Origin of the sequence: Paenibacillus prosopidis, from assembly GCF_003337375.1 — a bacterium.
Lineage (GTDB): Bacteria > Bacillota > Bacilli > Paenibacillales > Paenibacillaceae > Pristimantibacillus > Pristimantibacillus prosopidis.
The window spans coordinates 360,587-380,267 of the sequence record NZ_QPJD01000006.1; the positions used below are offsets into that span (position 1 = coordinate 360,587).

Genomic DNA, 19,681 nt, shown 5'->3' on the forward strand with positions numbered 1-19,681 from the left:
ATGAGTTACATCCTCGATGCGGCGGTGCTTGGAGCTGGCATAGCCGGGAGCAGCATGGCGAAGGCGTTGGCGGACAGAGGATGGGATACGATGCTGCTCGATCGGCAGTCGTTTCCCAGGCATAAGGTTTGCGGCGAGTTTCTTTCGCCGGAATCGCAAAGCACGCTGCATGCCTTTGGCTTACTGGAGCCTGCCGGACTCCTTCGTCCCAGCTTCATAGAGCGTGTAAGGTTAATTTTCGAAAATGGGGCTGAAATAGAGATTCCGCTGCCTGGTACCGCCTTAGGCGTAAGCCGCTATTCACTCGATACTGCGCTGCATATTGCTGCCGAGAATTCCGGCGTACTGCTGCATACCGCAACGACAGTTACATCCGTAACTCCATGCGGCGAGGGGTATTCGATTGAGATGAAGCGGGAGGGTGTGCGCGAGGTTGTCCAAGCAAAGGCCGTGATTGCCGCATGGGGGGCGAATCGGCGCGCGGGACTTCCGGGCAGCAGGCCGAGCGGTGACGCGGGGCAATCACACATAGGCGTAAAAACCCATTTTCAAGGAATCGACATGGAGCCGGTCATCGAGCTCTATTTTTTTCCTGGCGGCTATTTGGGCATTTGTCCCATTGAAGGAGGCTTCGTAAACGCCGCGGCACTGCTGGAACGGGAAGCTTTCCAGGAAGCCGATAAGAATGTCCTTGGATTTATCGAAGCTGCGGCCCGCTCAAATCCGAAGCTTTATAAGAGGCTGATCAATGCCGCTCCCGTTTCAGGTACACAGGCAGCCGTTGCCCCCGTCGATTTGAAGCGTAAGCCGCTCGCGTGGGATATGATTCCCCAGGTGGGAGATGCGGCCATGATGATTCCTCCGCTCTGTGGAGACGGCATGTCGATGGCGCTGCGATCGGCCCAGCTGTGTACGCCTCTTGCAGACCGTTATTTGCGCGGAGAGATATCGCTTGCCGGATGGAAGCGTGAATATACGCGCTTGATTCACGGTGAGTTTAAGCATCCGTTACGATGGGGCCGTTTTCTGCAATGGCTGTTCGGTGTACCGGTTATTTCTTGGCTGCTGCCGGGTGCGGCGCAGCTTGCGCCAGGCTTGGCAGTCAGGCTGGTTCAAGCGACGAGACTGAAGCAAACCGACTTTTAGCTGTTACATAATCAAGTCGAGAAAGCTTCTTGCCTTCAGGCATGGGATGAATCGGCTTAGGACAAGTGCTGTCTTTAGACAGACTAATTGTCCTACATCTCTACTGTTCTTGAATAGTTCAGGGGTCACTGAAACCATTTATGACACCAGCCTTTTAATACGAACATTTGTTTGGTATAATTCTCGTGAAGGAGGTGAATAGATGCAAACCGTAACCGTTCAGATTCGCATATTTCCTAGCCATCCCGCATTGTTGCGTGAACATGGCGAAGCCTATATCTTAGCCGTGAACCAACTCACTCTGCAAGCTGAACGAGCAGGATCATTCCCCAAGCTAACATCAAAAGATATTGAAGCGAAGCTGCCTTCAGCGGTACGGAATCAAGTCATTCGCGATGCAAGAAGCATACATAAGAAGACGAATAAGCAAGGGAAACGTCCTATATTAAGACGTAGAGCCTACTACGTGAACAATCAAAACTATTCGATTGACGGCAACATCGTCGCATTTCCGATCATGATGGATGGGAAAGTACAGCGGCTCAGGGTCGCATCCCGTATGACCGAACGAGAGAATAACATTCTTGCAAGCGGAAAACTTGGACTCTTGAAGGCCGTGGAGAAATCGGGCAAATGGTACATTCAAATATCTGTCGAAATACAAACCGGAAAAACGAACGGCGATGCAACAATGGGTATTGATCTTGGATTGAAAGTGCCGGCAGTCGTTGTCACATCATCAGGCAAAACCAAGTTTGTCGGCAATGGCAGACAAAACAAGTACATTCGCCGAAAGTACAAAGCGCGTCGGCGGAGGATGGGCAAGCTCAAAAAGCTGTCTGCCATCCGTAAGCAAGAAAATAAGGAACACCGCTACATGAAAGACCAAAACCACAAAATTAGCCGAAAGATAGTGAACATGGCGATAGAAGAGCAAGTTTTGGTCATCAAGATCGAGAGACTGACGAACATACGCCAAACGACAAGAACAAGTCGTAAAAACGCCAAAAACCTGCACAACTGGTCGTTCTATCAATTGCAAATGTTTATCGCATACAAAGCAGCATTAGCAGGTATTCGGGTTGTGGAGGTGAATCCTGCCTATACCTCTCAAACTTGCCCCCTATGCGGGAAGCGAAACAAAGCCATTGACCGAACCTATAGGTGTTCATGCGGGTTCCACGCACATCGAGACCGGGTTGGCGCAATCAACATTAAGCGTCAACCCATTGGGCGGAAGTCAAAGCAAAGCTTTGACGTGCCTTTGGCAGATGGTAACAGTCTGTCAGCCTAAGATGCTATATGCACTGTCTTAGGACGGGCTGATGGCACAGCCCTGAACTTGGCAGTTGTCCAAACCGGAAACGGACTGCGGACGCACCAACTAGCCAAGAATCCCACGTCTTTAGCCGTGTGGAGTGTCAAAACAGGTTAAGGAGCGCGAAGTTATGGGATATGAAAAGCTCGTTCTTATCTCCTTCCGTTATCCGAAAAGCATGATCCTATTATGGATCATGCTGTTTGTCCTGTTCGGGGCTAACGCGCCTAAGCTGGATTCCGTCTTGAAGGATCACGGGCTATATCCGGATGGTGATTATGCTAAGGTTCAGCAAATCCTTGCCTCCGATTTCGGCATCCCGAAGGATCCGGTCATGCTGTTGTTTGAGAGAGAAGAGGCTGTCACCGAAGCGCAATTCCATAGGTTCATTCGGCAAACGATGCTTAAGGTGCAGGGGATTGATGGCCTGAGCAGGGTCATCTCGCCGCTTGCGAGACCGGACATGATGGAAGGCCGCTATGCCTTTGCGTTTCTTGCCTTTTCCTATCCATCCTATAAAATGAAGCCGATAATTGAACAGCTGGAACAACGCTTGCCGTACCATAACCATATTTCGGTAAAAATGACGGGGAAATCCGTCGTCCAAACGGATGTGAACCGGGCTAGCCATCATGATCTGGCACAAGCGGAGCTTATCGGAATACCAATCGCCTTCCTTATATTGTGGCTCGCTTTCGGAAGCATCGTTGCCGCTATGCTTCCCGTTGTTATCGGGGTCGTTGGCGTATCGATTACGATGGGAGCCATGTATGAACTAGGAACTAAAATTGAGTTATCCAACTTTGTATTGAACGTAATCCCTATGGTTGGGCTGGCTCTCAGCATCGATTTTGCGCTCATGCTCGTCAGCCGTTTTCGTGAGGAGTTAGGGAGGAGCGCAGCCAAGCAGGCATTATCGACAACAATGAAGACCGCCGGGAGGGCGGTCCTATTTTCAGCGGCGGCTGTTTTTCTCGGCTTGCTTGGCTTTGTATGGATTCCGCTGCCGATGTTTTCATCCATTGCTCTTGGAGCGATGACGGTATTGGCAGTTTCGGTGCTGTTAACGTTCACGCTGCTTCCAGCACTCTTTGCTGTTTTGTTTCCTGCCATTCAAGGAGATATAAGCTCTTCGCATGCAAGAAGCAAATCATCGGCGTGGTATGCCATGTCCCGCTTTGTGATGAAGAGATCCGTCGTAATGGGACTGTTGGCGGCGTTAATGTTAATCGTTTGTTTACAGCCGCTTAGCAGGATGAAGGTAGCCATTCCGGATGCCACGTCCCTGCCGCAAGCCTATAATTCCCGCTTGGCGGCGGAAGCGTATCGCAACCATTTTGAATCCCCTGGGGCTTCACAAGTTTATCTCATCGCTCAGGGGAAAGCCTTATTCATGAATAAAGAGGATTGGGTCAATGCCTATGCGCTCGTTCGGCGGTTAGAGAGCGACTCTGGCGTGCTGCAGGTCGATTCCGTTTTTTCCGGCTTGCGGATGTCGCCCGGTCAATTGCAGGAGATCGTTCAGAAGCCGCTCTTAAAAAAGAAATATGAGCCTGCGCTTCGGCCATTCGTTCAAAATGACAGCATGTTAATTAAGGTGAAGATTAGGGGCGAACCTTCCTCGAAGGAAGCGATGAGCTGGGTTGAAAACTGGGGAAAACAGGGACAATCGTCGAAAATGTCCTTTCTGGTCGGCGGTGAAGCAAAGGTTCAGCAGGAGGTGTTCGATGCGGTTTTTGATAACCTGGGATATGTGTTCTTGTTTATATTTGTATCGAATTTCATCATGCTGTTGGCCGCATTCCGATCCGTTCTCATCGCTTTCAAAACGATCGTGATGAACCTTTTAAGCCTGGGGGCATCGTTCGGCATTTTGGCATGGCTGTTCGAGGGGGGACGCCTTGGCATGGAACCCGGCAGCATCGCTATTATGATTCCCGTCTTTATTTTCGGACTCGTATTTGGCATAAGTGTGGATTATGGAGTGTTTCTTGTATCGCGAATGTACGAGGTGTACCGCCAAACGCAAAACAATGAACTCGCAGTGCTGACAGGACTGGCTTCGAGCAGCAAAATCATAACCGCTGCAGCTGCCATCATGATTGCGGTAACGGCTCCGTTTGCTTTTGGCGAGGTAGTCGGGGTAAAGCAGCTTGGAGTCGGCATTGCAGCGGCGATTTTCATTGATGCAACTATTGTGAGAATGATTTTGGTGCCAGCCTTAATGAGCATGCTCGGCAAATGGAACTGGTGGGCACCGCGATGGCTTAAATAAGAATGGCTTAAATAAGCCGTCTCGAAAAAAAAGGCTCCTCCTGCGTCACTTGACGCCTGGAGCAGCCTTTGTTTTAATTTTCCGTCGCAGAAGCAGAGAAGGAAGTGGTCTTCGCCAGCTCGCGAACCGTTTTCCACTCCGCCAAATGCTTCTCCAGGTTTTCGATAAGCGAGTCGACGCTTTGCGTAAAGCTAACTTGATCACTAGAATGTACAGCTTCGAGAGATTGCAGCACCTCAGTCGTCAAAGAGCTTTCCACGGGGAGAACGGAAGCCAGCTTCTGCAGCTTAAGCACGATTGGAACGGCACCAGTTGTGATCCGTTCAGCCTCTTGCTGCTCCTGTCCAAGCTCCTGCGTGACTTGCTGTTCCTCCTGCTTTGCTTGCCTGCCGGCTTTCGCAGTTGGCTTCGGCTCCGCCGCAGGTTTGGACCGTTCCGCTTTATTTTGCTCATAGGTTGACCAGGTTTCGATAAGTCCGCTTCCTGTTTTGAAGAGAAGCTTGTCCTTCGTGCTGTCCGTGATCGTCTTGTCCTTGAACAGCTTGGCGATCTTCTTCACGTCGCTTACAGGCAGCTCGTCTCTTGCTACGATGAGCGCCAGCGGATCGCGGTGCTCGATTGGCAAGTCCTTCAAAGGCAGCAGCTGATCCTCCGTCAGCTTGTCCTTCTTGATTTCGGTACCGCTGACGATCAGCTTCTTGACCGCGTTGCCGAACTTCAGCAGCTCGCATTTGTTCTTAATGTATGATTCCGGCTTGCCGAGCTTGCCAGAGAGGAATTTGGTGGAGCTTCTGAACTTTGGATCATTCAGCAATTTATGGAAAGCTTCCGCCTCCTCGATGGGGGAGAAGCCCTCGCGCGTTAAATTTTCCGCGATTTGCTCCAGATATATTTCCATTTCGTCCGTAACGTTCGATACGATGCACGGAATCGTTGGGCGTCCGAGCATTTTGCTAGCTTTATAGCGGCGGTTTCCGTAAATGATTTTATATCGTCCGCTGCCCGTCGTTCTCACTTTAATCGGTGATAGAAGGCCGAGCGCTTCGATGCTTTTCATTAATTCCTGCAGCGCTTCCTCGTCAAACTGATATCTGGGCTGGTCCGTATCCTCGTCAATTAAATCCGTTGCGATTTCAATAATGTCCATTTGATTTCTCCTATCGTTCGATTAGCGATTCGGATTAAGCGTCCGATGGGGACCTATCTATTATATCTTATCGAGTCTACTTGAGGAAATGATTGGAGTCTCGTGCAAAATAAGTTACATTTATTGTATGGCGATTACTAACGCGGGTTAGTAAATAGATTATTTAGGAGGGATCGATGTGGAAGAGGTGAAAGGGGATCTAATTACTTCCGAAACTTTAAAAGCGGATTTTAGATCTCTTGGTATAATACCGGAGATGACTGTTATATTGCATTCCTCCATGAAGGCATTGGGCGGTTGGGTGGTTGGCGGGCCGGTCGCTGTCATTTTGGCGTTGGAAGATTGTCTAGCCAGTAAAGGAACGCTGGTTATGCCGACACAAACATCTGATTTATCGGATCCGGCAAACTGGAGATATCCACCGGTCAGAGAGTCATGGTGGGAGCTGATCAGGGAGACGATGCCAGCATTTGATGCTGACCTCATTCCGTGCAGGGGAATGGGGATTATTCCTGAATGCTTTAGAAAACAAAAGGGAGTCGTAAGAAGTAATCACCCTCAGGTTTCTTTTGCCGCATGGGGCTCTCAAAAAGATCATATCGTCGCCAATCATAGCTTGGAGAACAGCTTGGGTGAAAATTCCCCTTTAGCTAGACTGTACGAAGCAGAGGGATGGGTTCTATTGCTCGGCGTAGGTCATAGCAGCAATACCTCTATCCATTTGGCGGAATACCGGGCGGACTATGCCGGGAAAACAGAAGTAAACAATAAGGCGCCTATTTTTATAAATGGTCAGAAGAAATGGGCTGATTTTAAAGATGTTAATGTGGATTCATGTGATTTTGAACTGATAGGTGCAGCCTTCGAACGAGATACGAGTTACACTCGAAGAGGGAAGGTTGCAAATGCAGATGCTTTACTGATGCCTGTTAAGGAATTAGTAGATTATGCGATAAAATGGATGGAATCCAATCGAAGTAGCTAAATAGTAGAATTTAAAGTGAGGTATCAGATGAAAAGAGTCGACGTATCCTACTCCTTAATTGTAGACGATTCAAAATCCAAAGTGCTGGCGGTGAAGAATAAAGATAATGGAACATGGTCACTTCCCGGCGGTGCGGTTGAAAAGGGAGAAACGTTAGAGCAAGCGGCCATAAGGGAAGCTAAAGAAGAAACCGGACTTGATGTTAAGGTTTTTGGGATCCTTGCAATTAATGAGTGTTTGTTTGAAAAGATAAACGAACATGTACTATTTATAACATTTCGGGCAGAAATCATTGGCGGGAAAGAACAAATTAATCGCCCCAATGAAATTACGGAAATCGCGTGGTTTGATATAGAGATAGCTGATGAATTAATGCCTTATTATAAAGGCGGGATCAAAAAACTGATAGACACCGATGGCATAACATACTTTGACCAAGGAAGAAATTAATGGAGACCAATATGAAATCCAACATAATTTTCGAAGGAATTCAAGAAAAGCATCTGTCTAAAATAAGGGACATTTATAACTATTATGTATTAAATACTACGATTTCTTTTCACACAGAGGCACTGACAATTAATGAAATTAGAGCAAGTGTGATGAATCAAAATGCCAAGTACAAATCTTACGTCATCGTAGAAGAAGAGTTGATTAAGGGATACATCTTGATAACCCAACATAAAAATAAACAAGCCTACGATGTCACAGCGGAAGTAACCATTTATTTAGATCCAAATCATCTTGGCGAAGGAATTGGAAGCGCAGCAATTCCGTTTGTAGAAGAAGCAGGACGAAATCATGGATTTCATGTATTGATAGCAACAATTTGTACAGAGAATGAAAGAAGCGCACGTCTATTTGAGAGACATGGCTATATAAAGTGTGCTCATTTCAAAGAGATAGGCTTTAAGTTCGGAAGAAGACTTGATATCGTAAGCTATCAGAAGATCATAGGTTAATATTTTATAGGAGTGAGGACGATGGAACACTTTTTATTTAAGCAGCTGACTTTCGTACGGGGCCAAACCTTGAAAATGATGGAAGGTGTCACGGAAGAAATTGCAGACCGGATCCCGGAAGGATTCCGAAATACGATCCGCTGGCAGCTGGGCCATATCTATGTCGTCTTAGAACGGTTCGCCTTTCAATACGTGGGGCTTCCAATGCGTTTGCCAACAGGTTTCAAGGAACAGTTTGAATATGGGACTTCACCGTTAAACACTCAAGTCTCCGTACTTGTCCCGACTCTCCAAGAGCTAGAAACCCTGTTAAAAGAACAGCAGGAGCGGATTCGAGAGGCTCTTGCTCACCGATTGCAGGAGAAAATCGTCCCGCCTTATACGACTTCTGCCGGAATGACCTTGGAAACGCCGGAACAATTTCTCAGCTTCAACTTATATCATGAAGGCATGCACTTGAGCGTCATTAAACTTTATAAAACATTATTATCTAGGGGAATGCGGTAATCTATCAGAAATCAACCGGCCCGCACTTGAGCGTCTTGCCAAAGCGCTCAAGTGCTCGCGCCTGCTCATTTTTATACTCCGAAGCTAGACCAGTGCGTTGGGCGAGTGAGTGACGGCGGCAGCTTTGTGCCGGCATCTCCCTTCGCCGCGTTGATCTGGGCTTGGGTAAGAAAAATAGTTTCGGTGAGGTCGGCGCCTCTAAGGTCAGCGTCACGGAAGTCAGCCCCGATGAGGTCAGCCACTCTCAAGTCGGCGCCTCTAAGGTCAGCGGCAATAAGGTAGGCGCCTCTCAAATTGGCGCCTCTAAGATCGGCACCTCTCAGTTTGGCACCAATAAGGTCGGCACCTCGACCGTAGGTTTTCCGACGATCTGAGGGACCCTTCATTGAGCGAAGAGCTTCAGCTCGCACGAATTCACTGGTCCGCAGAAGCAGAGCATTAACATTTGCCCGGTGTGCTGCCACGTCCAGTTCCATGATTGATTTGGGATCGAGGCGGGTGAGGCGCTCCGTCTCATCGAGCGCCAAGCTGAGCGCATCGTGGATCGGACGGGCAGGCTGCAGCGTTAGCGCTTCCGTCAGATACCAGAGGAGCTCATGGAGTTGCCGTATGGCTTTGAACACCTCAAACATTTGTTTCGCGGATTCTGGGGCTTGTATCCAGTCGCGGCCACCGAAAGTAACTTGAGAAACCTTTTGCCCCGCGCCAAAGCAGTCATAAACCGTGCAGCCGCGAAAGCCCCGCTGCCTGAGACTGTTGTGAACGCCGCAACGGAAGTCCGATTGCAGGTTTTGGCAGGGCTGCCCGGCATCTTTATCGATTGCGAAGTCTGCTGAAGCGGCGAAGGGCAGTGCGACACAGCACAAGCCGAAGCAGTTCTCGCAGTCAGCTTGCAGACTAAGGCGACTACTGTCAGGTAAAGCTCCAAAACTTCCATGATTCTCAAACATTGCGTGATCTCCTATCACTTTATTGTTTCCATACTATAACATCAAAACCAAAGGAGCAAAACGATGAATAAACACGCATCGGGATTTCAACAAAGTACAGCATTTGCTGAGAAGAAAGTTACTTGGCTGGAACTATTTTATGATCTGCTTTTTGTAGCGGCAGTTTCCAAAGCAAGTCATGTCTTGTTACATGTCGAATCCGGCTCAATTCCAGTAGAATACTTAACCAAATTCGTCCTCATATTTGTTCCGATCTGGTGGGCTTGGGTTGGGCAATCTCTCTTTGTAAATCGGTTTGGACAAGATATCTTATCACACCGGATATTTCTGATTCTACAATTATTTTTTGTGTTAATAATGACGGCCAGCCTATCGGTTAATTTTGATCAATACTACGTTTCATTCTTAATAGGCTATGTTGGTTTAAGAGCTATGACAGCCATCCAATATCTTTCTGTACATAAGAAAGAAGAAGCAGATAGAAAGATCGCTGCCCGTTATTTGGGGAGCCGCTTTTGGATTGGGCTGGTGATATCTTCCTGCTCACTTTTCTTTGACTCGTGGATTCGTTATGCCGTTTTGTATGCAGGAATTGCTGTAGACATATTACTCCCGATAATCGGTCGGAAATACTTGGTGAAAAGCCCTATAAATACTCACCATTTAATAGAACGCTTCTCGCTGTTTACACTCATTCTACTTGGCGAAGCAGTAATCAGTATACTTGCAGTATTGCAGTCTAGCTACTGGACTTGGCAATCTATTTTATTTGCGGCAATAACTTTTTTGTTAATTATTGCTATATGGTGGCAATATTTTGACAATGTCGAAAAGAAAGTGAACAAGACAATCGAGACTGCCGGGCAAACCATAATTTATGGCCATTTATTCATTTATTTATCCATGTGTATGATCGCAGCTTCGATCCAATTGTTATTTTTGGAACAGTTAAATTATTCATTTATGTTAAGCTTCATTTTTGGATCCGTACTGCTCTACTTTTTTTCAACGTCGTTGGTCTTCCATAAATATAGACACATCCATCAAAGATTAGGGATATATCACTTAGCGTTACTATTAGGGTTACTTGGAGTGTTCTTCGCAGTGGATTTGATTTTCCTTGTACCCAATTACATAATCATTGGAGAAGTGATGGTATTCTTTGTTGTATATGGTAAATTAACGACTTGAACTTATACTTCAACGATACCCAATTGGAGGAATCATGATGAAACCGTTTCAAACCACTAAACGAGCGCTCAGGCGTTTTTTGCTGGAGAAGCAGTTTTTACTTCATCCGCCGGAGGAACGCGCAAACTCTGCGGAAGCGATGCGCCAGCGTGTGCTGGACATGATCCGGCATTTGGAATGCGTTCAAATCGACCCGGTCTCTGCCGTGCGACCGAATCAGCATCTGACGATGGCGGCAAGAATTGCCGGTTATGACCCGGGGATTCTGAATGAGCTGCTGTCCAAAAACGAAATTTTTGAATATATGGCGAACGCGGCATGTATCATTCCGATGGAACATTACCCTATTTTCGAACCGACCCGTCAGCGACTGAAGCAGCAAGTGCAGTCCCATATCGACAACATTTGGCCAATCGCCGAACAAGTGCTGCAAAAGCTGGAAAACGAAGGTCCGCTGCCGGCAAAGTCGTTCGAATCCAATCAACGGGTACACGGATATTGGGATAATGTAAACGCTAAGACGAAAGCTACATCTCATGCGCTGAATTTATTGACGGACGCCGCACAAATTAGAATAGTTGGCAGAGAAGGAAACCAACGCCTTTTTGATGTTACCAGGCGTAGTGTCCCCGTCGAACTGCTTCAACAAGCGGAGCGAATCGACAAGGTCGAAGCGCTTGAAGCGATGATGCAAAAATATTTTCGGGCGTACCGGGTATTTGAACCGAGCGACCCCCGTCTTGGTTGGCAGTCATTAAGCGCAAAAGAACGACGGGAAGCTATTGATCAGTACGTAAAATCGGGAGAAATTGCGCAGGTCGAAGTCGCAGGACTCAACAAGCATTATTACATATTAGCTTCGGATATGGATCGGCTTTCCGTACAGGAAGACGAGGACGGGAATCGCGCTATCGAGAATGAAGCGGAGTTACCGATTAACTTCCTTCCGCCTCTGGACAACTTATTATGGAGCCGCAAACGGTTGATGGACTTGTTCGATTTTAATTATCGATGGGAAATCTATACTCCTGCTGTCAAGCGTAAGTATGGTTATTATGCGATGCCAATTTTAGCCGGCGACCGTTTGATCGGCCGCATGGATCCGCGTCTGGATAAAAAACAAGGCCACTTGACGGTACAATTACTGCAAATCGATCCTGAAATCGACTACACGGAATGTCTTCGCGAAAATGTGCAGAGAGCGCTTGAATCATTTGCTCATTCACACGGGGCGAAAACGGTATCGATCGAGCAAAGTATGTTCGGAAATTGAAGTTAGGCGGGTTATGTTCAATGTGTAATGTTTTCTAATTTTCAAAATACATATTTACCTTATAAGGGATATTTGATAATATAATCGCAATAATGAAATGCGATGAAGAGAAGAGTAAATAAATGAATTCTTTCACAGAGAGCTCCGTTAGCTGAAAAGGAGTAAGAGTTCCTTATTGAAAAAAACCTCAGAGCAGCACATCGGAGCCCAAGATAAAGGGGGGTGGTGTGTCAGGAGCTCCTGTTACAGAGCTAGAGTATAAGCATTACATAGTAATGCCGTACTTGAAGAGGCTAATATGGCGACATATTAGCGAATCTGGGGTGGTACCACGAGTATACAAATCTCGTCCCTAAGACTGACCAAGTCTTGGGGGTGGGATTTTTTTTATTGGACTCAAAGGAAATGCAGTTTCATTCATCTTAAGGTACACAAATCAGACGGTTTGAATAGTTATTTAGGGTAAAATCATGCCATGTTGAAAGGAATTGAATATCTTATGACAGAAAAATTGAAGGTTGGTATTGTAGGAGGAACGGGTATGGTGGGCCAGCGGTTTGTTCAGCTGCTGGATCAGCATCCGTGGTTTAAGGTAACGGCCATTGCAGCCAGTGCCGGTTCGGCAGGTAAAACTTATGAAGAATCTGTACAAGGCAGATGGAAGTTGTCTAGCCCAATTCCTGAAGAAGTAAAAAATATCGTCGTTCAGGATGCTTCGAAAGTGGAGGAGGTTGCCGCTCAGGTCGATTTTATTTTTTGTGCAGTTGATATGAAAAAAAATGAAATTCAAGCGTTGGAAGAGGCATACGCTAAGACAGGCACGCCCGTTGTTTCAAATAATTCGGCTCACCGCTGGACACCTGATATCCCCATGGTCATTCCGGAGATTAACCCGGGGCATCTTGAAGTGATTGCTGCACAGAGAAAGCGGCTTGGAACCTCGACCGGATTTATCGCTGTTAAGCCTAACTGTTCCATTCAGAGCTATGTGCCTACACTTCATGCACTGCTGGATTACAAACCGACAAAAGTGGTTGCATCGACGTATCAAGCGATATCTGGAGCCGGCAAAAACTTTACCGATTGGCCTGATATGCTCGATAATGTCATCCCCTATATTGGCGGCGAGGAAGAAAAAAGCGAGCAGGAGCCACTGCGCATATGGGGCAGCATTGTAAATAATGAAATCATAAAAGCAAGTGCACCATTAATAACAACGCAGTGTATTCGAGTTCCAGTATTGGATGGACATTTGGCTACAGTATTTGTATCGTTCGAGAACAAGCCTTCGAAAGAGGAAATTCTTGATCGCTGGATGCAATTTAAAGGACGGCCGCAGGAGCTTGGCTTGCCAAGCGCACCAAATCAGTTCATAACTTATTTTGAAGAAGAGAACAGACCGCAGACGAAGCTTGATCGTGACATTGAGCGCGGTATGGGTGTTTCGGCGGGTAGATTGCGTGAGGATTCTATATACGATTATAAATTTGTAGGACTATCGCATAATACATTACGTGGAGCAGCGGGCGGTGCTGTTCTGATCGCCGAACTTCTTAAAGCGGAAGGGTACATTCAGGCAAAGTAACAGCATGTACATTCATTGGAATAGTTAGACAAAACAGCAAGCTTCCCGATACCTTCAGGAGCTTGCTGTTTATCAATACTTGAAATGTTGTGAAGTAGCCGTATTTTCGTTAACAGAGATACTCAAACATATAAGATGAGACAAAAAGACCGGGGAATCCTCGTTTTATAGCTTATGGCGGCTTTATTTAACGGGCAGCATAGTTGAACGAACAATCACTACGCTAAACAGGCAGTATACGTAGTTATCTTTCACTAATTGTTCCAATATATGGTACAATGAGTGAAATGCTGTAGGAAACGGAGCCTAGTTGAGCAATCGGGGGCAAGGAAATAATGTACTAGTTTAAACAGATAGGATGTATTTATTGGGGGTTCTTCTTAGCTTATCAGCCCCTTACCTTGTTTTCCTGCTAGTCGGGTATATTATTAAGAAGCCGTCTGAGGATTTTCAGTATCAAGACAGTTACTTTGTAATTTTCCATCTCACGTGGACTATTTATCTAGTTGGAGCTATTTTTACTTTTTTACTGTATGTGCTTTGTGTCATAGTGATAAGGAAATTACGGAAAAAGTAGGAAAGTTCAGGATTTTATAAAGGGCAGATTGGAGAGGTAATAATGGGAAATACGGATAAGTTTGAAATGATAGCTAATATATATGACACTTCTGAAAGAATTCAAATTGCAAAGGTATCATCAGATGCCATTCGTGAATATTTAGTTGATGCTAATAGTAAGAATGCTATTGATTTTGGGTGTGGAACTGGTCTTGTCGGAATGAACTTGTTAAACGATTTTAATTCTATGCTTTTTCTGGATACATCACAAAACATGATTAATCAAATAAAGCAAAAAATTTCTGATTTTAATATTCAGAATGCAGATACATTATGCTTTGATTTTGAAAAGGAAGGTCTATCGGGTTTACATGCAGACTATATTTTTATGGCGCAGGTTCTACTCCACATTAATGATGTTGAATTAGTTTTATCAAGATTATTTGATGTTCTAAATGAAGGAGGACATTTACTAATCGTAGATTTTAATAAAAATGAAGAAGTAGTTTCAGATATAGTTCATAACGGATTTAATCAAGTAAAGCTAACTGACATTATGACTAAAATAGGGTACAGGGATGTTCAATCCAAAACTTTTTATAATGGAAGTAAAATCTTCATGGGACAAGATGCATCTATGTTTATTCTTGATTCTCAAAAATAAACTTATATCTTTTTATAGTCTCCGATAATTACATCAATCACTTGCTTGCCCCAATTTGAGGCTTCCGATCCTTTCTCATTACATGCGAAGGTGATGAGCGCTTTCCACAAGGCCCATCCGCGTGCACGATTGACGGTGTCCTCATCAAAATTCATGCAGGTAAGGAATATTTTGCGACTGACGTCGTCAAAAAAGTTCCATGCCATCACAAGGTCGCTTGAAGGATCGCCCACACCCATGGTTCCGAAATCGATGACGCCGCACAGTTGTCCATCCTTCACGAGCAGATTGCCCACCGCAACGTCGCCGTGCAGCCATAGCGGGGCTGATTGGTATCTTGTCGCAAGGGAAAGTTCCCATATTTCCGTTAAAAGCCTTCGATCGTATTGGCCTGAAAGGGTTTCGATGATGGATCTTGTATCATTGTCGTAAACGGCAAGGTTTCCTCCGCGATGAAAGTTTTGGGGGCCTGCCGGTACGCCGCGACTTGCATCGATCGCTTCCAGCTCCTTCAAAAATCCTGCGAGGTCTTCGGCAAATTTGTTTTGATCGCGTATATTGGAACGCGTGACGGTGTCGCCTTCTATCCATCTGTTGACCGACCATGGAAGGGGATATTCGTCCGTAGCCGTGCCTTTTGCAACGGGTGCCGGAATTGCCAAGGATAGAAGTGGCTTGAAGTTAGGCAGCCACGTCAACTCTTTTTCAACAGCCGAAGCGTAACGTTCATGACTCGGAAGACGAACGGTCATCTCGCTTCCTAGCCGATAGGTGCGATTATCATGTCCGCTTTTTTCTACGGGCCTTAAAGCTAAATCCCTCCATTGGGGAAATTGACTATGGATTAATCGGCGTACTAATTCGGTTGTAATTTCAATCATTTTCTCACCTTCCTGAAATATAATATTTGATCGATAATAATGTGTATCTTAACAGACCATGCTCCAGGTCGTTACCATCACTATAAGCGTTGGTTCCGGATGGTTCAAGGGAGAGAATTGATATAAGAAAGTTGTTAAATTCCCTCGGAAACGATAGTTGAACTCCGAAAGGGCTGCCGCGTGGTAGCCTTTTCGTTATTAACGGGTTAACGTAATTGAAACTATTTGTTGTCAGAACTTTTTTTGAAAAAAAATAATGGATCTACGCCAAGGGCTTAGGAGTTTCGGCGGAATTTACATGTATATAACAAAAGGAGAGGTGAAATCTTTGCGAGAAACCTGTGTTCCGACCGGAGTGAAACTGAAAGACACCGGCTTTGGATATACGTTGTCCTTAATAGGCGGTAAATATAAAATGATTATTATGTATTGGCTTTCTGAAAATAAAGTTATGCGCTTTAATGAACTAAAACGATGCATCGGTTCCATTTCCTTTAAAACGCTAAGCATCATGTTAAAAGAGCTGGAGGCAGGCAGTCATAGCTAAATAAGATGTCTATGTGATATGGTGAAAAAAGGTAAATATATGCCTAGGGGGGAATAAGATGCATCTCAATGATTTTAAAACATTCATTAATAACGCCTTTGGCAACTTAGTTGAACAATTTGATGAAAATGATGAGTATGGCTTTAATAACCCATTATCCAAGAAAATTAATCGGGTTGGATTCACTACAAATCTTACTCCAGATGTGATTAGTAAGGCTGTGGACAAAAATGTTCAATTAATTATCACACACCATGACGCATGGGATTTTCTTTACGGTATGAAGGAACAATGTGTTAAGTTGCTCGAAGAAAATGATATCTCACATTTCTATATACACCTCCCATTGGATTTTGCTGAATTTGGTACATGTAACTCGCTATTAAAAGAAATAGAGGTTTCGAAAATAATCCAACAGACGCACTTTAAAGAAAATAGAGAAATCATCGGAATCGGGGAGTATAACGAATCCATAACTTTTGAAGAGCTAGTGGGAAAAGTTGCTAGTAAATTGGGAGAAGACGTGAAGGCATGGAAAAACTCAACTTCGCCTATTAGGAAGGTCGGCGTAATTACAGGCGCTGGGAACTCAACGGCATTAATTAAACAGGCAAAGGAAGCAGGATGCGATGCTTATATTACAGGTGAAAAATCGTTGTATTCTGTTCAATATGCTAAATTTATTGGTCTCAATCATATAGTTGGGAGTCATACATTTACAGAGGTTTTTGGCGTAAAAACTCTTGTGGAAAAGTTGAAAAAAGAGTTTAGTGAAATTGAAAGCATCTATCTTGAAGAAGAACATTTAGAGTAACGGCGCTAAACTACCATGAAAGAACGGATTAACTTTCATGCTCTGTGGTGCAGCATAAGAGATGCATGGATGGCTAACGGGTACGATAGTGGGGGAGCTGCCCCGAGGACAGCTCCTTTTTGATGCTCATTGAAGTACCGGGCAGGATAGTATGGTAAACATTATGAACCAACCCTTTACAAGGGAACGTATATTCGCTATCCTAAACGTGGATTAATTTTCCGTTTAAAGGAGAGGAAATTGAATGAAAACAACGGCAGGAAGCAGGCTTGAAAAACGAGTAGGCTCGATCTTTATCCACGTTTCAGATATGAAACGGGCAGTTGAATGGTATAGCCGTGTGTTTGATCTGCCATACAACGAGGATTACATGGAGGGGCGGCTTTCTACGGTTTATACACTGGATTTCGAAGGAACCGAGATTCTGCTGGATTCCAATAATGGTGCGGCACCAGCTCCCCAGCCGCTGATGTTTTTTAAGACAGATGATATTTGGCAGACACTCCAGTTTCTGAAGGAATCCGAGATTGTGATTCATAACGAGATATTAGAAAACAATATCGTCATTTTTGAAGATCCTGACGGCAACCGATTAATGGCAATACAAATGTAGCACAGCTGAACTAACAGGTAATAAGATGCCGCGTACAGCCCTTTTATCATCAATCTGGCAGTTATCTTTCGCTTTGAGTTACAGAAAAAGGGAATGGATGAGAAGTAAGGTAAATGATATTACATAGGAGGGACGATAATGGACCATGACTTTAAGACGGATACAATAAAGATACTAATAGAATTACTTATTGAAAATTATGTTTTTCCCGAAACGGCTGACAACCTTCGAAGTGAACTTACCCAAAGATTAAATGACCGCGAATACGAAGATATCAATGACCACACATTGTTTGCAGAACTGTTAACATCACAGTTGCAGAACGTTTCTCAGGATAAGCATCTACAAATACGGCATAGCACGGAAAAACCTCAAGTAGAGAATACTCAGAAGGATAATAACGTACATCACGATAATTTCTTAACAATGGTGAGGTTGGATAACTACGGATTTAACAAAATAGAGCGGTTGCCGGGGAATATCGGATTTTTGGAGTTTCAAGCATTTATGCCGCCCGAACATGCTGGAGAAACGGTTTCGAGCGCAATGACGTTTCTTGCAAACACATCCTGCATGATAATTGATCTACGAAATAATTTTGGTGGTTCTCCGAACATGGTAGCATTCCTCTCGAGCTATTTACTAGAACCATCGCCAACACATCTGAATAATCTCTATTGGAGAAAAAGTGATGAAACTCAACAGTTCTGGAGTCTGCCTTATGTTCCTGGAAAGAGATTTGGTGGTACTAAGCCGCTTTAAATATTAACGAGCCAAAAAACATTTTCAGCTGCTGAGGAGTTTACATACAACTTACAATCAATAGGTCGAGCGATTGTTGTTGGGGAACGTACTGGGGGCGGGGCTCACCCGGGACAGATGCATAGAATAAACAGGGAGTTTGAAGTGTTTATCCCTGATGGTCGCGCAATAAATCCGGTAACCAAAGGCAATTGGGAGGGAGTGGGGGTTCGTCCAGATCTCGAAGTTCCCCAAGACAAAGCATTCGATGTTTCTTATATAACACTTCTTCAAAGTGAATTAAAGCGTCTGTCTGATCAGCCAATCCTAGGAGGATATGAAAGATTGATGGATGAAATAAAACAAACACTCGAGAAGAAAAGTGTTTTGGCTTGATATACTATGAGGGCGGGGAAGAATGGATTTTTTTAGCAAATCCCGCGCAGCAATTGTTCAATTCACAGAAAACGATAGTTAAATATCACGATTGTTGAGCAGGCGCTACGGTAGCCTGCTCATTTTATTAACGGGTAACTATAGCTTAACAAGCACCTGGACGAGGCTGCCGACATGAACGGCAGCCGTTGAGTTAACGGGCAGTTTAATGCAACAAATCATATTGATAAGCGTTTAGTATAAGAAAAGAAGAGTTGTAAGAAAGTTACTGTTCCTCTTGCAGAAGTGAGCAGGTGAAGAGAGTTAAAAGGAGGGTTCGCGTGAAGCTCAAGACAAAAGCTATCGCGGTCATCAGTATTACAGCCATAATCGTAGGAGCTGCAATCACATTCAATGAAGCATCGAGGCTGGGGTTCACACAGATCGCTACGCCTTCATCCAATGACGGGCCGAAAAAGCCAGAGGCAGCCATGGAGACGCCAATTCCGGTACCGGACGAAACACTCTTACGAGAGATTAATGAAGTCGTCGGTGTACGGGATCTTCTTACAGAAGAGCGCAAGGGAGCCGCGGTCAAGGAATGGCTTGCCGGTGAGGATGATCTCTCCGACCTCGACGACAACCCGCCTCAAACTACCGGAAATCCTCATCCAAGTAGAAAAAATGTATCAGGGCGAAACGAAAGACCTGTCCGCGCTCGATAGCGACCCTCAAAGAGTTCCCGTTCCCGCTTGATCTTAAAGGTCAATCGACGGCTGAGGTCATTACAGGCTGGCGAAAATACATGAAGCGAGCTGGCGGTTCAACTGGCATTCAGAAAGCCGCCGAACTCATCTCTCAAGCGAGCCAGAGAAAGGACATCGTAACCGTACTCGGTGAGATTCCTATAGCAAGCCAACTGAGATCCCTTAAAGGCCTCGGCCCTATCTATACAATGAAAATAATGTCCATAATAAGCATATGAGTAAGCAACAGTCGGTGTTTAAACTGCTTGGAAAACTGGCGCGAATCCTAGTTGGTATGGCTCGTCACGGTGAGTCGTTCACTCCGGAAAAAACATTCCAAACTTACACTCAAGCTGCATAAGACTCATTAAACGTAAATTGACTCATTCGTAGGATTTCAAAC

At 45.1% G+C, this 19,681-nt stretch carries 19 protein-coding genes, 1 pseudogene and 1 other annotated feature; of the genes and pseudogenes, 17 read left to right on the forward strand and 3 right to left on the reverse strand.

What is annotated here, in order from left to right:
- The 3 genes from DFP97_RS11785 (at position 1) to DFP97_RS11795 (ending at position 4,739) form a co-directional block, all read left to right on the forward strand.
- Positions 1–1,146, forward strand: coding sequence for an NAD(P)/FAD-dependent oxidoreductase (locus DFP97_RS11785; protein WP_114380169.1), 1,146 nt, complete (start codon positions 1–3; stop codon positions 1,144–1,146).
- Positions 1,147–1,348: 202 nt separating this feature from the next.
- The gene (locus tag DFP97_RS11790; RefSeq protein ID WP_245976127.1) at positions 1,349–2,440 is read left to right on the forward strand and encodes an RNA-guided endonuclease InsQ/TnpB family protein; all 1,092 of its coding nucleotides are present in this window, start codon (positions 1,349–1,351) and stop codon (positions 2,438–2,440) included.
- A gap of 154 nt (positions 2,441–2,594) precedes the next feature.
- Positions 2,595–4,739, forward strand: a complete 2,145-nt coding sequence (locus DFP97_RS11795) for an MMPL family transporter (protein ID WP_114380170.1) — start codon at positions 2,595–2,597, stop codon at positions 4,737–4,739.
- Positions 4,740–4,812: 73 nt separating this feature from the next.
- Here the strand turns inward: DFP97_RS11795 and DFP97_RS11800 are convergent, their stop codons facing one another.
- Positions 4,813–5,886: a ParB/RepB/Spo0J family partition protein gene (locus DFP97_RS11800; protein WP_114380171.1), complete on the reverse strand. Its 1,074-nt coding sequence runs from the start codon at positions 5,884–5,886 to the stop codon at positions 4,813–4,815.
- 178 nt (positions 5,887–6,064) lie between these two features.
- Between DFP97_RS11800 and DFP97_RS11805 the strand changes: the two genes are divergently transcribed.
- From DFP97_RS11805 to DFP97_RS11820, 4 genes are read left to right on the forward strand one after another with little or no spacing between them, the layout of a single operon-like run.
- Positions 6,065–6,871, forward strand: coding sequence for an AAC(3) family N-acetyltransferase (locus DFP97_RS11805; protein WP_114380172.1), 807 nt, complete (start codon positions 6,065–6,067; stop codon positions 6,869–6,871).
- A gap of 27 nt (positions 6,872–6,898) precedes the next feature.
- Positions 6,899–7,321 carry an NUDIX hydrolase gene (locus DFP97_RS11810; RefSeq protein WP_114380173.1) on the forward strand — a complete coding sequence of 141 codons (423 nt, stop codon included), beginning with the start codon at positions 6,899–6,901 and terminating at the stop codon, positions 7,319–7,321.
- Positions 7,321–7,833 carry a GNAT family N-acetyltransferase gene (locus DFP97_RS11815; protein ID WP_245976130.1) on the forward strand — a complete coding sequence of 171 codons (513 nt, stop codon included), beginning with the start codon at positions 7,321–7,323 and terminating at the stop codon, positions 7,831–7,833. Before DFP97_RS11810 ends, DFP97_RS11815 begins: the two co-directional genes overlap by 1 nt.
- A gap of 21 nt (positions 7,834–7,854) precedes the next feature.
- On the forward strand, positions 7,855–8,340 hold the full coding sequence (locus tag DFP97_RS11820) for a DinB family protein (RefSeq protein ID WP_114380174.1): 486 nt from the start codon (positions 7,855–7,857) through the stop codon (positions 8,338–8,340).
- 71 nt (positions 8,341–8,411) lie between these two features.
- On the opposite strand, the gene DFP97_RS11825 is transcribed toward DFP97_RS11820, so the two are convergent.
- Entirely contained in the window at positions 8,412–9,290 is an 879-nt protein-coding gene (locus DFP97_RS11825; protein ID WP_114380175.1) for a pentapeptide repeat-containing protein, read from the reverse strand.
- A 63-nt stretch (positions 9,291–9,353) separates the two neighbouring features.
- Between DFP97_RS11825 and DFP97_RS11830 the strand changes: the two genes are divergently transcribed.
- From DFP97_RS11830 to DFP97_RS11850, 4 genes are all read left to right on the forward strand, one after another.
- Positions 9,354–10,481, forward strand: a complete 1,128-nt coding sequence (locus DFP97_RS11830) for a low temperature requirement protein A (protein ID WP_114380176.1) — start codon at positions 9,354–9,356, stop codon at positions 10,479–10,481.
- Positions 10,482–10,515: 34 nt separating this feature from the next.
- The gene (locus DFP97_RS11835; RefSeq protein WP_245976131.1) at positions 10,516–11,754 is read left to right on the forward strand and encodes a winged helix-turn-helix domain-containing protein; all 1,239 of its coding nucleotides are present in this window, start codon (positions 10,516–10,518) and stop codon (positions 11,752–11,754) included.
- Positions 11,755–11,847: 93 nt separating this feature from the next.
- Positions 11,848–12,111: a binding site (T-box leader), on the forward strand.
- A gap of 142 nt (positions 12,112–12,253) precedes the next feature.
- Positions 12,254–13,339 carry an aspartate-semialdehyde dehydrogenase gene (gene asd, locus DFP97_RS11840; protein ID WP_114380224.1) on the forward strand — a complete coding sequence of 362 codons (1,086 nt, stop codon included), beginning with the start codon at positions 12,254–12,256 and terminating at the stop codon, positions 13,337–13,339.
- A 619-nt stretch (positions 13,340–13,958) separates the two neighbouring features.
- Positions 13,959–14,561, forward strand: coding sequence for a class I SAM-dependent methyltransferase (locus DFP97_RS11850; protein ID WP_114380179.1), 603 nt, complete (start codon positions 13,959–13,961; stop codon positions 14,559–14,561).
- A gap of 2 nt (positions 14,562–14,563) precedes the next feature.
- On the opposite strand, the gene DFP97_RS11855 is transcribed toward DFP97_RS11850, so the two are convergent.
- Positions 14,564–15,442, reverse strand: coding sequence for an aminoglycoside phosphotransferase family protein (locus tag DFP97_RS11855; protein ID WP_114380180.1), 879 nt, complete (start codon positions 15,440–15,442; stop codon positions 14,564–14,566).
- A 328-nt stretch (positions 15,443–15,770) separates the two neighbouring features.
- On the opposite strand from DFP97_RS11855, the pseudogene DFP97_RS11860 reads away from it, so the two are divergent.
- The 6 genes and pseudogenes from DFP97_RS11860 to DFP97_RS11885 all read left to right on the forward strand — a co-directional run.
- Positions 15,771–15,974 (forward strand): annotated as a pseudogene (locus DFP97_RS11860) (winged helix-turn-helix transcriptional regulator); the annotation flags it as partial.
- Positions 15,975–16,047: 73 nt separating this feature from the next.
- Positions 16,048–16,803 carry a Nif3-like dinuclear metal center hexameric protein gene (locus DFP97_RS11865; protein WP_114380181.1) on the forward strand — a complete coding sequence of 252 codons (756 nt, stop codon included), beginning with the start codon at positions 16,048–16,050 and terminating at the stop codon, positions 16,801–16,803.
- 244 nt (positions 16,804–17,047) lie between these two features.
- Complete coding sequence (locus DFP97_RS11870; protein WP_114380182.1) at positions 17,048–17,416, forward strand: VOC family protein; 369 nt, start codon at positions 17,048–17,050, stop codon at positions 17,414–17,416.
- A gap of 138 nt (positions 17,417–17,554) precedes the next feature.
- The gene (locus tag DFP97_RS32110; protein ID WP_114380183.1) at positions 17,555–18,178 is read left to right on the forward strand and encodes a S41 family peptidase; all 624 of its coding nucleotides are present in this window, start codon (positions 17,555–17,557) and stop codon (positions 18,176–18,178) included.
- Complete coding sequence (locus tag DFP97_RS32115; RefSeq protein WP_114380184.1) at positions 18,179–18,553, forward strand: S41 family peptidase; 375 nt, start codon at positions 18,179–18,181, stop codon at positions 18,551–18,553.
- A gap of 320 nt (positions 18,554–18,873) precedes the next feature.
- The gene (locus tag DFP97_RS11885) at positions 18,874–19,257 is read left to right on the forward strand and encodes a hypothetical protein (protein ID WP_114380185.1); all 384 of its coding nucleotides are present in this window, start codon (positions 18,874–18,876) and stop codon (positions 19,255–19,257) included.
- The last annotated feature ends 424 nt before the right edge of the window (positions 19,258–19,681 follow it).

What these genes read in the sequence shown, in the direction of transcription:
- DFP97_RS32110 (WP_114380183.1), top strand. Translation starts at nt 17,555, where the DNA reads ATGGACCATGACTTTAAGACGGATACAATAAAGATACTAATAGAATTA.
- DFP97_RS11850 (WP_114380179.1), top strand. Translation starts at nt 13,959, where the DNA reads ATGGGAAATACGGATAAGTTTGAAATGATAGCTAATATATATGACACT.
- DFP97_RS11820 (WP_114380174.1), top strand. Translation starts at nt 7,855, where the DNA reads ATGGAACACTTTTTATTTAAGCAGCTGACTTTCGTACGGGGCCAAACC.
- asd (WP_114380224.1), top strand. Translation starts at nt 12,254, where the DNA reads ATGACAGAAAAATTGAAGGTTGGTATTGTAGGAGGAACGGGTATGGTG.
- DFP97_RS11835 (WP_245976131.1), top strand. Translation starts at nt 10,516, where the DNA reads ATGATGAAACCGTTTCAAACCACTAAACGAGCGCTCAGGCGTTTTTTG.
- DFP97_RS11790 (WP_245976127.1), top strand. Translation starts at nt 1,349, where the DNA reads ATGCAAACCGTAACCGTTCAGATTCGCATATTTCCTAGCCATCCCGCA.
- DFP97_RS11785 (WP_114380169.1), top strand. Translation starts at nt 1, where the DNA reads ATGAGTTACATCCTCGATGCGGCGGTGCTTGGAGCTGGCATAGCCGGG.
- DFP97_RS11825 (WP_114380175.1), bottom strand. Translation starts at nt 9,290, where the DNA reads ATGTTTGAGAATCATGGAAGTTTTGGAGCTTTACCTGACAGTAGTCGC.
- DFP97_RS11795 (WP_114380170.1), top strand. Translation starts at nt 2,595, where the DNA reads ATGGGATATGAAAAGCTCGTTCTTATCTCCTTCCGTTATCCGAAAAGC.
- DFP97_RS11830 (WP_114380176.1), top strand. Translation starts at nt 9,354, where the DNA reads ATGAATAAACACGCATCGGGATTTCAACAAAGTACAGCATTTGCTGAG.
- DFP97_RS11815 (WP_245976130.1), top strand. Translation starts at nt 7,321, where the DNA reads ATGGAGACCAATATGAAATCCAACATAATTTTCGAAGGAATTCAAGAA.
- DFP97_RS11800 (WP_114380171.1), bottom strand. Translation starts at nt 5,886, where the DNA reads ATGGACATTATTGAAATCGCAACGGATTTAATTGACGAGGATACGGAC.
- DFP97_RS11865 (WP_114380181.1), top strand. Translation starts at nt 16,048, where the DNA reads ATGCATCTCAATGATTTTAAAACATTCATTAATAACGCCTTTGGCAAC.
- DFP97_RS11870 (WP_114380182.1), top strand. Translation starts at nt 17,048, where the DNA reads ATGAAAACAACGGCAGGAAGCAGGCTTGAAAAACGAGTAGGCTCGATC.
- DFP97_RS11855 (WP_114380180.1), bottom strand. Translation starts at nt 15,442, where the DNA reads ATGATTGAAATTACAACCGAATTAGTACGCCGATTAATCCATAGTCAA.
- DFP97_RS11810 (WP_114380173.1), top strand. Translation starts at nt 6,899, where the DNA reads ATGAAAAGAGTCGACGTATCCTACTCCTTAATTGTAGACGATTCAAAA.